10 protein-coding genes and 2 pseudogenes are annotated in these 13,074 nt (G+C 60.2%); 6 read left to right on the top strand and 6 right to left on the bottom strand.

The window, feature by feature from the left end; genetic code table 11:
• Positions 1-102 precede the first annotated feature (102 nt).
• Both purU and BMY54_RS30555 read left to right on the top strand, forming a co-directional pair.
• Entirely contained in the window at positions 103-951 is an 849-nt protein-coding gene (gene purU, locus BMY54_RS06665) for a formyltetrahydrofolate deformylase (RefSeq protein WP_007912774.1), read from the top strand.
• Positions 952-1,035: 84 nt separating this feature from the next.
• Positions 1,036-1,212, top strand: a complete 177-nt coding sequence (locus BMY54_RS30555; protein ID WP_175559560.1) for a hypothetical protein — start codon at positions 1,036-1,038, stop codon at positions 1,210-1,212.
• 48 nt (positions 1,213-1,260) lie between these two features.
• Here BMY54_RS30555 and BMY54_RS06660 read toward each other — a convergent pair whose 3' ends face one another.
• From BMY54_RS06660 to BMY54_RS31260, 5 genes and pseudogenes are all read right to left on the bottom strand, one after another.
• Positions 1,261-2,256, bottom strand: coding sequence for a glucosaminyl phosphatidylglycerol flippase (locus BMY54_RS06660; protein ID WP_093430506.1), 996 nt, complete (start codon positions 2,254-2,256; stop codon positions 1,261-1,263).
• On the bottom strand, positions 2,253-3,029 hold the full coding sequence (locus BMY54_RS06655; protein WP_093430505.1) for an N-acetylglucosaminyl phosphatidylglycerol deacetylase: 777 nt from the start codon (positions 3,027-3,029) through the stop codon (positions 2,253-2,255). Before BMY54_RS06655 ends, BMY54_RS06660 begins: the two co-directional genes overlap by 4 nt.
• Positions 3,022-4,134 carry an N-acetylglucosaminyl phosphatidylglycerol synthase gene (locus tag BMY54_RS06650; RefSeq protein WP_093430704.1) on the bottom strand — a complete coding sequence of 371 codons (1,113 nt, stop codon included), beginning with the start codon at positions 4,132-4,134 and terminating at the stop codon, positions 3,022-3,024. Before BMY54_RS06650 ends, BMY54_RS06655 begins: the two co-directional genes overlap by 8 nt.
• Before the next feature lie 266 nt (positions 4,135-4,400).
• Entirely contained in the window at positions 4,401-5,165 is a 765-nt protein-coding gene (locus BMY54_RS31265; protein ID WP_371043227.1) for a methyl-accepting chemotaxis protein, read from the bottom strand.
• A gap of 93 nt (positions 5,166-5,258) precedes the next feature.
• Positions 5,259-6,290: pseudogene (locus tag BMY54_RS31260) on the bottom strand (cache domain-containing protein); the annotation flags it as partial.
• 189 nt (positions 6,291-6,479) lie between these two features.
• Here BMY54_RS31260 and BMY54_RS06640 point away from each other — a divergent pair.
• Positions 6,480-7,958, top strand: coding sequence for a helicase HerA-like domain-containing protein (locus BMY54_RS06640; RefSeq protein WP_093430703.1), 1,479 nt, complete (start codon positions 6,480-6,482; stop codon positions 7,956-7,958).
• A pseudogene (locus BMY54_RS30830) lies at positions 7,955-8,053 on the top strand (metal ABC transporter ATP-binding protein); the annotation flags it as partial. The gene BMY54_RS06640 and the pseudogene BMY54_RS30830, both read left to right, overlap by 4 nt.
• An 8-nt stretch (positions 8,054-8,061) precedes the next feature.
• On the opposite strand, the gene BMY54_RS06630 reads toward BMY54_RS30830, so the two are convergent.
• Positions 8,062-8,517 carry a DUF721 domain-containing protein gene (locus BMY54_RS06630; protein ID WP_038366691.1) on the bottom strand — a complete coding sequence of 152 codons (456 nt, stop codon included), beginning with the start codon at positions 8,515-8,517 and terminating at the stop codon, positions 8,062-8,064.
• 308 nt (positions 8,518-8,825) lie between these two features.
• On the opposite strand from BMY54_RS06630, the gene secA reads away from it, so the two are divergent.
• Both secA and argJ read left to right on the top strand, forming a co-directional pair.
• The gene (gene secA / locus BMY54_RS06625) at positions 8,826-11,561 is read left to right on the top strand and encodes a preprotein translocase subunit SecA (protein ID WP_093430502.1); all 2,736 of its coding nucleotides are present in this window, start codon (positions 8,826-8,828) and stop codon (positions 11,559-11,561) included.
• A gap of 122 nt (positions 11,562-11,683) precedes the next feature.
• Positions 11,684-12,901, top strand: coding sequence for a bifunctional glutamate N-acetyltransferase/amino-acid acetyltransferase ArgJ (argJ, locus tag BMY54_RS06620; RefSeq protein WP_093430501.1), 1,218 nt, complete (start codon positions 11,684-11,686; stop codon positions 12,899-12,901).
• Positions 12,902-13,074 lie beyond the last annotated feature (173 nt).

Genomic DNA, 13,074 nt, shown 5'->3' with positions numbered 1-13,074 from the left:
CGTAGCACTGAGCCTGGCGCCTCCCGTTGCTGATCAATACTGCAGTTTTCCTGCGCAGCCGCTAGAATGGCGGCCTTTGCGAAGTTCTGGAGTTTCCCCCTCATGCGCACTTTTCGGCTGGTGATATCTTGCCCGGACCGCGTTGGCATTGTTGCCAAAGTCAGTAATTTTCTGGCAGCCCACAACGGCTGGATCACCGAAGCGAGCCACCACTCGGACAACCAGGTGGGCTGGTTCTTCATGCGTCACGAAATTCGTGCCGATTCGCTGCCTTTCGGTATTGAAGTGCTGCGCGAGAAGTTTGCGCCGATCGCCGAAGAGTTCTCGATGGACTGGCGCATCACCGACACCGAGCAGAAAAAACGCGTTGTGCTGATGGCCAGCCGCGAATCGCACTGTCTCGCGGACTTGCTGCACCGCTGGCACAGCGATGAACTGGACTGCGAAATCTCCTGCGTGATTTCCAATCACGATGACCTGCGCAGCATGGTCGAATGGCACGGCATTCCTTATTACCACGTCCCGGTCAATCCGCAGGACAAGCAACCGGCCTTCGACGAAGTGTCGCGTCTGGTCAAACAGCACGATGCCGAAGTGGTGGTGCTGGCGCGTTACATGCAGATCCTGCCGCCAGACATGTGCCGTGAATACGCACACAAGGTCATCAACATTCACCACAGCTTCCTGCCGTCGTTCGTTGGTGCCAAGCCGTATCACCAGGCGTCGCTGCGTGGCGTGAAGCTGATCGGCGCGACCTGTCACTACGTGACCGAAGAGCTGGACGCCGGCCCGATCATCGAGCAGGACGTGGTGCGTGTCAGCCACAGTGACAGTATCGAAGACATGGTGCGGTTCGGTCGTGATGTCGAGAAGATGGTCCTGGCTCGTGGCCTGCGTTATCACCTCGAAGACCGCGTGCTGGTGCACGGCAACAAGACTGTGGTGTTCTGATCTCAATCCCACGGGCTTGAAAAACCAAGGGTCTGGGCGTTCAATCGTCCAGACCCTTTTTCATTTCAGCTGTGAGGAAAAGCCATGACCGATCCACTGGACAAAGCCACTTCCAAAGCGCCGGCGACGTTGGGCGAAGGGTGTTTGAGTCGATATGATCCCGAGGACATGAGCCCGGAGGATGGCACCGAGTTTCCCGGCGCTGCCGAGTTGTGGGAACAATTGCAAGAGAAGTCCGACGACAACAAAGACGATGCCTGAGGCGCGATCATTTAGGCGCAGCCAAAGGCACGGGGCGCGACCGGACGATCAAGCCTGCCCCAACTTCATCAGTTTCCTCAACAGCGGTCGGCCCAGCATCAACAAAAACACCGGCCCCCCGACCAGCAGATAAAAGTAATACGTCACCACCCGCCAAATCAGAATCGCCGCCGCTGCAGTGGATTTCCCCACCATCGGCGCCAGCAACGCTGCCGACGTCAACTCCGCCGCCCCCGCGCCGCCCGGCAGCAGGCTGAATTGCCCGGCGCCCAGCGAAAGCATCTGCACCAGAAAACTCCACGCCCACTGCAAGTCCGCGCCCAGGCCGCGTAGCGCCAGATACAGCACGCTGTAGCGCAGCAACCAATGCACACACGTCAGGGCGAATACTTTGATCAATGTTTGCCAGGGCAACTTCAATGTATCGGTAAACGCCGCGAGAAAATGCAGCAACTTGCGCGCCCAGCGACGGCGGGTAATGGCCTTGACGTTCATCCTTGCCAGCAGGCGACCGCTCAGGCGAATCAGGGTGCGGTGATAGCGCGCGACCAGCACACAACTGAATAAACCGCCGAACAGCGAAATCGCACTGACGGTCAGCAACCACTCGAGGCGATCGCTGAGGTGCTGGAACAGCGCATAAATCAAAATGCCGCTGAGGGCGCAGAGAAAGAACAGCAAATCGCTGAGCTGATCCATGGCAAACACCGCGCTGCCCCGCGCCGGCCGCACGCCGGAGCGGGCCAACAGGGCCATGATCGTCAACGGCCCGCCGCTGCCACCGGGAGTCGCGCAGTAGGCGAATTCGGCGGCCATCACTACACCAAGGCTTTGCAGCGGCGTGACGCGCTCGCGCTGATCACCGAGTAGCAGGCGCAGACGCAAGGTATTGATGCCCCAGCAAAGCAGGATCATGCCGAACATGATCAACAGCCAGTGCAGCGGGAAACTCTGCAGCCGCGCCCAGGTGTCGCCGCCACCCAGCACAACCGGAATCAGCACCGCCGCGAGCAGGCCGATCAGCAAGAGAATGCCGCGACTCATGCGGCGCTTCCCAGTTGACCGCGCTGTTGGGCGAGCCAGTGGATTTTGGTCATCGGTACGCGTCCTTCGCTCAGCAGTCGTTCGAGGGTGTGCAGCCAGTAGTCACGGGAAAAGCCGTGGCGCATGTCCACGGGATGCAAGCCTAGACGAATCACCGACGCCCGACGCCAACGCTGTTGACGCTGCTCGCTGACAATCTTCGACAGGCCCCTTCGCCAGGCGCTGCGAGCGCTCCAGACCAGACCCGGCGCATCGATCGCGGTGAAATCCGGCAACCGATACAGATGCTGCGGATCGCTGGTGTAGCACAGGGGCAGATCGCGCAGGGCCTGGCGGGTGCCGTCGCTCATCAACCACGCCGGGGCAACGAAACCGTGCAGCGGCCAGTCGTGGCGCTGGAAGACTTCGATGCCGGTGCGCAGGCGGGCGAGGGCGGTTTCACGGGACAAACGGTAAAACTCGCCTTCATGGGTGTAAACGCGGCGCATGAACCAGTCGTGCGGCGTCGTCGGGCCGGGCGCCTGGTCATCGTGGAAATAACCATGCAACGCCAACTCATCGCCACGGGCGACGCGCTCATCGAGCCGTCGGCAAAATGCCGGGTGATCGTCGAGGGCGTTGTGCCGGTGGAAATTCGGAACGACCAACCACGTCATCGGTACGTTGCCCAAGGTGTCGACGGCCTCGACAAACGGCTGGTAATCCGCCCACGTCGACGGAGCGACGTCGTGCAGCACCAGCAAGACGGCGCGGTTGTTCATCGATTCAACCATTGGCCACCTTGGGCAGCGTATGTCCGAGTACGGCGTGATAGTGGCCCAACAAACTGTCGACCACCGTATCCCACGCATAGTGGGTTTCGACATGCTGGCGCGCCTGTGTGCCAAGTTTGCTACAGCCGCGACTGAACAGTTCGCGCACGGCATTGGCCATCGCTTGCGGGTTGTTCGGTGCGCACAGGAGGCCGCAGGAATCAGTGACGATCTCTTCGAAAGCCCCGGCAGCCACGGCCACCACGGGAATGCCGCAGGCCATGGCTTCGAGGATCACCAGGCCGAAGGTTTCCTGGTCGCCGGCATGCAGCAAGGCATCGGCACTGGCCATCAACTGCGCGACGCGTGGCGCGGGGCAGAATTCATCGATCACGCTGACATTGTCCGGCACGGCGGTGGGCATCGACGAACCGACCAGCAGCAGGTGATAGCGCGGGCCGAGGCGTTGCATGCATTTGAGCAATACCGGCAGGTTTTTCTCTTTCGAGCCGCGCCCGGCAAAAATCAGCAGCCGGGTGTCTTCGGCGATGCCCAGTTCTGCACGCAGTTGCGAGTCGCGGGCTTTGGGGTGAAAGGTTTGCAGGTCGACGCCCAGCGGTTGCACGAACACATTGCGTACACCGAGGCCGGTGAGCTTGTCGGCCATGATCTGACTGGGTGCCAAAACCCGATCGAAGTTGCCGTAAAGCCTGGTGACATACGCCTCGATATTCGGTGTGACCCAATGGCCCATGCGATTGCCGATCAGCAAGGGCAGATCCGAGTGATAGAAACCGATTACCGGCACATCCAGCTGTCGTCGCGCATCAAGGGCGGCCCAGGCGGTCAGATAAGGGTCGCCGACTTCGATCAGATCGGGCTGTAAATCCTGCAGGACGTTTCGCCATGGCGCGAGGCGAAGGGGGAATCGATAGCCTTTGCCGAAGGGCAGGGCGGGGGCGGGAACCGTGTAAACGCCGTCGTGTTCGCCGAAATGGGCACCGGGAATCAGCAGGCTGTGGCGGGTGCCGGATTTGACTCCGAGCCGGCGGTGTTTGGCATCCAGATAAGTACGCACGCCGCCGCTGGCCGGGGCGTAGAACATGGTGATGTCGGCGATATGCACGGTGATCAACCCTCCGCTGCGTGGTTCTCCCTTGGTTGACCTTTATCAAGAATAGATGTTCGGTCGGGATTGCGCGGTGGAGCTGAAGAGCGCCCTCACCCTAACCCTCTCCCGGAGGGAGAGGGGACTGACCGAGGTGGATGTTGGAGTTACACCGACTTGAGAGACCTGAGTCGAACTCAGGTCTGGAAAATCCCCCGATCGGCTTCCTTTCCCCCTCGCCCCTCTGGGGGAGAGGGCTGGGGTGAGGGGGTAGGCTTTTGATCTCAGATGCGGAAACTGCCAACCAGTTGTTTCAGACGCGAAGCCTGCTGCTCCAGGTCCGAACACGCGCGCAACGTCGCCTGCAAGTTCTCCACGCCTTCCTGGTTCAGCGTGTTGATCTCGGTGATATCGACGTTGATCGACTCCACCACTGCCGTCTGCTCTTCGGTCGCGGTGGCCACCGACTGGTTCATCCCGTCGATCTCGCCAATGCGCTGGGTCACGCTGTTCAAGCGCTCCCCGGCAAGGTTGGCAATCTCGACGCTGTCCTGGCTGTGACGCTGACTGTCGCTCATGGTGCTCACCGACTCACGGGCGCCGACTTGCAGCTCCTCGATCATGGTCTGCACCTGTTGCGCCGATTCCTGGGTGCGGTGCGCCAGATTGCGCACTTCATCCGCCACCACGGCAAAACCCCGGCCGGCTTCACCGGCACGTGCCGCTTCAATGGCCGCGTTGAGCGCCAACAGGTTGGTCTGTTGGGAAATGCTGGTGATCACTTCGAGAATCTGGCCGATGTTCACGGTTTTGCTATTCAGCGACTCGATGTTGCTGCTCGACGCGCTGAGCATGCTCGACAGTTGATTCATCGCCTTGATGCTGCGATCCACCACTTGCTGGCCGTCTTCAGCCAGACCGCGCGCGTCGCTGGCCTGATTCGAAGCCTGGGCGGCGTTGCGGGCGATTTCCTGCGCCGCGGCGCCGAGCTGGTTGATCGCTGCGGCGACACTGCTGGTGCGTGAGGCTTGCTGATCAGAGTTGTACATCGACGAGTTCGATGCCGCGACCACGCGCAGGGCGACTTCGTTAACCTGGCCGGTGGCCGACGACACTTCGCGGATCGAGCCGTGAATACGCTCGACGAAACGGTTGAATGCGGTACCGAGCACGCCAAATTCATCGTTATTGACGATGGTCAGGCGTTTGGTCAGGTCGCCTTCGCCATCGGCGATGTCCTCCATGGCGCGGGTCATCACGTGCAGCGGCTGGATCAGAATACGGATCAGCATGCCAAGCAGGGCGATGATGATCGCCACCGCGATGACGGTGGCAATCACCGCCGAGGTGCGGAACTGGCTGAGCATGGCGAATGCCTGGTCTTTATCCACCGACAGGCCGATGTACCAGTTCACCGACGGCAGGCCTTTGATCGGCGCGAAGGTGACGATGCGGGTTTTGCCGTCGACGGTAACTTCACTGAAGTCGCTGCTGATGCGCGGCGTGTCCTGCGGATAGGCTTCCTTCAGTGATTTCATCACCAAGGCCTTGTCCGGGTGCACGAGGATCTTGCCGTCGGCGCTGACCAGGAACACATAACCCATGCCGTCGAAATCCCGGGCGGCGAGGGTGTCGACCAGCGATTGCAGGCTCAGGTCGCCGCCAACCACACCCACACTCTGGCCGGCCTTTTTCGAGGCAGTGGCGATGGAAATGATCAACTGGCCGGTAGCGGCGTCGATGTACGGTTCGGTCAGGGTTGAGGTGCTGCTGCCCTCGGCACCTTTATACCAAGGGCGCACGCGCGGATCGAAACCGTCGGGCATCTTGGTGTCCGGACGGATGGTGAAGTGCCCGGTGGCATCGCCCAGGTAGGTCGCCATGAACGTCGAGGTCAGGCTTTTCTGTTCCAGCAGACTGGCGACGTTGGCGGGCTCGGGGTTGATGGCGATGTTTTGGGCGGCGTTCTCGATCAGTAGAATGCGGCCGCTGAGCCAGGTCTGGATATTGCCGGCAGTGACCTCGCCCATCTCGTTGAGATAGTTGTTCAGGTCATCGCGGATCGCGTTGCGCTGCAACCAGTCGTTGTACAAGGTAAACGAGGCGAAGGCGGCGATGACGATGAGGGCGGCGGCAAGCAAAATTTTATGGCTGAAGCGCAGATTTTTGTTCATGGCTTGGGGTTCCGCTAAGGTCTTAATGTCCAGGGCGTGCTTTTATAGAGGCGCGCAAAATGGGCAAGGGTGAAAACAAGCTGATATTTACGTCTCTCCTTAGGGAAATGTCCGGCCTGACTTGTGGTCGGGTCTCTCACTCTTCTTTATCGGCCATGCAGAATCAAAGATTAACCATTGGGTGACAAAATGCCTGACTCCTCGCAACTCGTAATCGGCGCCGACCTCGCAGGCCAACAGATCGCTCAGGCCATGCGCCTGGCCAACCGCCACGGACTGGTCGCCGGCGCCACCGGTACCGGTAAAACCGTCACCTTGCAGCGTTTGGCCGAGGCGTTCAGCGACGCCGGGGTCGCGGTATTTGCCGCTGACATAAAGGGTGATCTGTGTGGCCTCGGTGCGGCGGGCAATCCGCAGGGCAAGGTGGCCGAGCGCATTGCCGGGATGCCGTGGCTCAACCACAAGCCGCAGGCCTATCCGGTGACCTTGTGGGACATCCACGGCGAGTCCGGTCATCCGTTGCGCACCACGTTGAGCGAAATGGGCCCGTTGCTGATCGGCAGCTTGCTGGAACTGACCGACAGTCAGCAGTCGGCGCTATATGCCGCCTTCAAGGTCGCCGATCGCGAAGGCCTGTTGCTGCTGGACTTGAAGGATCTGAAAGCGCTGCTCAATCACCTCAAGGAAAACCCGCAGCTGTTGGGCGAAGACGCGGCGCTGATGACCACCGGTTCCAGTCAGGCGCTGTTGCGCCGTCTGGCGATCCTTGAGCAGCAGGGTGCCGAAGCCTTGTTCGGCGAACCGGCACTGCAACTTGAAGACATTCTGCAACCGACCGCCGATGGTCGCGGGCGCATTCATTTGCTCGATGCCAGCCGTCTGGTGCACGAGGCGCCGAAGGTCTACGCGACATTCCTGTTGTGGCTGCTGGCTGAACTGTTCGAGCAATTGCCCGAGCGCGGCGATGCCGACAAACCGTTGCTGGCGCTGTTTTTTGATGAGGCGCATTTGTTGTTCGGCGATACACCGAAGGCCTTGCAGGAGCGACTTGAGCAAGTGGTACGGCTGATCCGTTCCAAAGGCGTTGGCGTGTACTTCGTTACGCAATCGCCGGCGGACTTGCCCGATGACGTGCTGGCGCAACTTGGCTTACGCATTCAACACGGTTTGCGCGCCTTTACCGCCAAAGAGCAGAAATCCCTGCGCGCGGTGGCGGACGGCTTCCGACCGAATCCGGCGTTTGACAGCCTTTCGGTGCTGACCGAGTTGGGGATTGGTGAGGCGCTGGTCGGCACGCTGACCGAGAAAGGCACGCCGGAGATGGTTCAGCGCGTGCTGGTCGCGCCACCGCAGTCGCGAATCGGGCCGCTGACCGAGACCGAACGAACCGTGCTGATTGCCGGTTCGCCGTTCAAGGGCCGCTATGACAAGCCGATCGATCGTGAGTCGGCGTATGAAATTCTGATGGGGCGTAAAGGGCTGGCGCCGGAGGCTGAAGCGCCAGCGGCTTCACAAGAGCCGAGTCTGGCGGACAGGGCTGGAGAGTTCCTGGGTACGGCAGCAGGGCAGGCCTTGAAGTCAGCCATGCGTCAGGCTGCCAATAACCTCGGCAAACAACTGGTACGCGGCTTGATGGGCTCTTTACTCGGTGGCAGCAAACGCCGCTGAAACCTGTGGGAGCGAGCTTGCTCGCGAAGGCGCCGTGTCAGGCAACACATAGGTTGAATGACAGTCCGCATTCGCGAGCAAGCTCGCTCCCACAGGGAATTTGTCAGGTCTTGGCTTTGGCGTGCGCCGCCAAGCGTTCCAGTGCCGCGCGCAAACCCGGATCAGTGATCCCGTCCGCCGTGGCCTGAATCGTCGCCGCTGCATCCGTCGACAAATCCATCGTGTGTCCGGCCGCTCCGCGTTGAACGGTCGGCGGCTGCACCTTGAACAGAATCCGCGTCAAACTGGCGAACTCATCAAACATCTGCAGTTGCCTCTGCAAGCGTTTTTGCTGATAGCGCAGACGTGTGGCCCAATGGCCATCGGTGACAATCAGCAACAGACTGCCCTCACGCCACGACGCTACATGGCAATGTTCACGGGCGGCGGGTTGCAGTTGGCTTTCGAGCAGACGCTGCAAATGCCCCAGTCGTTGGGCATGGCCGAGGATGGCTTTGAGCGGCTTGGCTTCGCGCAGGAGAACGGCGGGTGCTCTGGCCGTAAGAGGGCGAAATGCCATGATCGAACACCTGAAGTAACAGAAACGCCATGGTAGCAGAAAGGCCGAAATCACTCGCCCATTGCTTTTGCCCTCGCTTTGCCCATTAAATCAACGACTAACTTCTGCCTTGTATGACTTGAAGTTGAGCAAAACGCCCCTATTTTAAGTGAGCCCCGTCAAAGCGCAGTGCCAGCATCGTGGAACATCGCCACTTTCCTCACTTCCGTTTCCGGGTAGAATGCTCGTTCGCATGCGGCCATGAGGGCTGCACGGGCGACGCTCACGGGGCCGCCCTCCATCCCTTTAGTGTGGAAGATCCTGCCGATATGTTTGCGCCTTTGTTAAAGAAACTTTTTGGAAGCAAGAACGAGCGTGAAGTCAAACGCATGCTCAAGACGGTGCAGCTCGTCAATGCCTTCGAAGAGCAAATGGTGGCCCTTTCGGACGATCAATTGCGCGCCAAGACCGCTGAGTTCAAGGCCCGCATCGCCAAAGGGGAAACCCTCGACAAGCTGTTGCCAGAAGCCTTTGCGGTCGCCCGCGAAGCCGGCAAGCGCATCATGGGTATGCGCCACTTCGACGTACAGCTCGTCGGTGGCATGACCTTGCACGAAGGCAAGATCGCCGAAATGCGCACCGGTGAGGGTAAAACCCTCGTAGCGACCCTGGGTGTTTACCTCAACGCATTGTCCGGCAAGGGCGTGCACGTTGTGACGGTGAACGACTACCTGGCGCGTCGTGACGCCAACTGGATGCGCCCGCTGTATGAATTCCTCGGCCTGACCGTCGGCGTCGTGACGCCGTTCCAGCCGCCGGAAGAGAAGCGTCTGGCCTACGCCGCCGACATCACCTACGGCACCAACAACGAATTCGGTTTCGACTACCTGCGCGACAACATGGCGTTCAGCATGGAAGAAAAATTCCAGCGCGAACTCAACTTTGCCGTGATCGACGAAGTCGACTCCATCCTCATCGACGAAGCGCGTACCCCGCTGATCATTTCCGGTCAGGCCGAGGACAGCTCCAAGCTGTACATGGAGATCAATAAACTGATCCCGCAGCTGGAACTGCACGTTGAAGAAGTCGAAGGCGAAGTCACCAAGGCTGGCCACTACACCGTTGACGAGAAGACCCGTCAGGTTGAACTCAACGAAGCCGGTCACCAGTTCATCGAAGACATGCTCACCCGCGTCGGCCTGCTGGCTGAAGGCGAGAGCCTGTACTCGGCACACAATTTGGGCCTGCTGACCCACGTGTATGCCGGTCTGCGTGCGCACAAGCTGTTCAATCGCAACATTGAATACATCGTGCAGGATGGTCAGGTCGTACTGGTCGACGAACACACCGGTCGTACCATGCCGGGTCGTCGTTTGTCCGAAGGCCTGCACCAGGCCATCGAAGCCAAGGAAGGCCTGAACATTCAGGCCGAGAGCCAGACCCTGGCCTCGACCACCTTCCAGAACTACTTCCGTCTGTACACCAAGCTGTCCGGCATGACCGGTACCGCCGACACCGAAGCGTTCGAATTCCACCAGATCTATGGTCTGGAAGTCATGGTCATTCCGCCGAACAAACCGTTGGCGCGTAAAGACTTCAATGACCTGGTGTTCCTGACCGCCGAAGAGAAGTACGCGGCCATTGTTGCGGACATCAAGGAAAGCATGGCGGCCGGCCGTCCGGTGCTGGTGGGTACTGCCACCATCGAAACCTCCGAGCACATGTCCGCATTGCTCGTGAAGGAAGGCATCGAACACAAGGTTCTTAACGCCAAGTTCCACGAAAAAGAAGCCGAGATCATCGCGCAGGCCGGTCGTCCGGGCGCCCTGACTATCGCCACCAACATGGCCGGTCGTGGTACCGACATCCTGTTGGGCGGTAACTGGGAAGTGGAAGTCGCGTCGCTGGAAGACCCGACCCCTGAGCAGATTGCCCAGATCAAGGCCGACTGGCAGAAGCGCCACCAGCAAGTGCTGGAATCCGGCGGTTTGCAGGTGATTGCCTCCGAGCGTCACGAATCCCGTCGTATCGACAACCAGCTGCGTGGCCGTGCCGGCCGTCAGGGTGACGCCGGTTCCAGCCGCTTCTACCTGTCGCTGGAAGACAGCCTGATGCGTATCTTCGCTTCTGATCGAGTGAAGAACTTCATGAAAGCCCTGGGCATGCAGCCGGGCGAAGCGATCGAACACCGCATGGTGACCAACGCGATCGAGAAGGCGCAGCGCAAGGTTGAAGGCCGCAACTTCGATATCCGTAAGCAACTGCTCGAGTTCGATGACGTCAACAACGAACAGCGTAAAGTGATCTATCACATGCGTAACACGTTGCTGGCCGCCGACAACATCGGTGAAACCATCGCCGATTTCCGTCAGGACGTGCTCAACGCCACCGTCAGCGCGCACATTCCGCCGCAATCGCTGCCAGAGCAGTGGGACGTGGCGGGTCTGGAAGCCTCGATTGCCAGCGACTTCGGCGTGACACTGCCGATCCAGCAGTGGCTCGACGAAGACGATCACCTGTACGAAGAAACCCTGCGCGAGAAGCTCATGACCGAGCTGATGGCGGCGTACAACGAGAAAGAAGACCAGGCCGGTGCCGACGCACTGCGCTCGTTCGAGAAGCAAATCGTACTGCGCGTGCTGGACGACCTGTGGAAAGACCACCTGTCGACCATGGATCACCTGCGTCACGGTATCCACCTGCGTGGTTACGCTCAGAAGAACCCGAAGCAGGAATACAAGCGCGAGTCGTTCACGCTGTTCTCCGAACTGCTCGACTCGATCAAGCGCGACTCGATCCGTGTGCTGTCGCACGTTCAGGTGCGCCGCGAAGATCCGGAAGCCGAAGAGCAACGTCTGCGTCAGGAAGCCGAAGCACTGGCCGCCCGCATGCAGTTCGAACACGCCGAGGCCCCTGGTCTGGAGCAACCGGAAGTACTGGGTGAAGAGGTCGATGTGGCCCTCGCTACCGCGCCGGTTCGCAACGAGCAGAAGCTGGGCCGCAACGAGCTGTGCTACTGCGGTTCGGGCAAGAAATTCAAGCATTGCCACGGGCAGATCCAGTAAACCCCGTTTCAACTGCTGAAATACCCGCGCCGCGACCGGCTCCTGCCGTCGCGGCGTTTTGCCATTTAAACCACCGTCGCTGCGAGTGACGGTGCTGACATCATTGAGTAAGGAGCGCATTCATGGCTGTTGGTCTTGGTCCTTTGCCAACGTTGCACCCGGTTGCCGGTTTTGAACTCGGTATCGCCTCGGCCGGCATCAAGCGCCCCGGGCGCAAAGATGTCGTTGTGATGCGTTGCGCCGAAGGCTCGACCGTGGCGGGCGTGTTCACCTTGAACGCCTTTTGTGCCGCGCCAGTGATCCTGGCGAAGAAGCGCGTACAGAATGACGTGCGTTATCTGCTGACCAACACTGGCAACGCCAACGCTGGCACCGGTGAGCCGGGCCTGGCCGCCGCTGAACGTACCACTGCCAAATTGGCCGAGTTGACTGGCGTTGATGCCAGCCAGATTCTGCCGTACTCCACCGGTGTGATCGGCGAGCCGCTGCCGGTCGAGAAGATCGAAGGCGCGCTGCAAGCCGCACTGGATGATCTGTCGGAAAACAACTGGGAAGCCGCTGCCACCGGGATCATGACCACCGACACCCTGCCGAAGGGCGCCAGCCGCCAGTTCGAGCATGACGGCGTGACCATCACCGTGACCGGCATCAGCAAAGGCGCGGGCATGATCCGTCCGAACATGGCGACCATGCTCGGTTACATCGCCACTGACGCCAAAGTCTCCCGCGACGTCCTGCACAGCTTGATGCTCGATGGTGCGAACAAGTCGTTCAACCGCATCACCATCGACGGCGACACTTCGACCAACGACTGCTGCATGCTGATTGCCACCGGCAAGGCTGCACTGCCGGAAATCACCCGTGCCGAAGGCGAGCTGTTTGCCAAACTCAAGCTAGCGGTGTTCGAAGTGTGCATGGACGTGGCCCAGGCCATCGTGCGTGACGGCGAAGGCGCGACCAAGTTTGTCACCGTGGAAGTGAATGGCGGCAACAACCATCAGGAGTGCCTGGACGTTGGCTACACCGTGGCGCACTCGCCGCTGATCAAGACCGCGCTGTTTGCCTCCGACCCGAACTGGGGCCGTATCCTCGCCGCCGTCGGCCGCGCCGGCGTGCCGGATCTGGATGTAAGCAAGATCGACGTGTTCCTCGGCGACGTGTGCATTGCCAGCCGTGGTGCCCGTGCGGCGACCTACACTGAAGCGCAAGGCTCGGCGGTGATGCAGCAGGAAGAAATCACCATCCGTATCGAGCTGGGTCGCGGCAATTGCAGCGAAACCATCTGGACCACTGACCTGTCGCATGAATACGTGAAGATCAACGCTGAATACCGCACTTGATCTAAAAGGTGGGGGCGGGCTGTCGGCCTCTTCGCGAGCAAGCTCGCTCCCACAGTGGTTTCGGCCGTTCACACATGCTGTGTACACCCAAGAACCTGTGGGAGCGAGCTTGCTCGCGAAAGCGATGGTTCAGACTCGACAAGTTTAGAAGCTTCCTCTGACGAAAAGGCGCC

Origin of the sequence: Pseudomonas sp. ok266 (assembly GCF_900110195.1) — a bacterium.
GTDB lineage: Bacteria > Pseudomonadota > Gammaproteobacteria > Pseudomonadales > Pseudomonadaceae > Aquipseudomonas > Aquipseudomonas neuropathica.
Note: the sequence above shows the minus strand (reverse complement) of the source record. Positions and strands in the feature narration are given on the sequence as shown.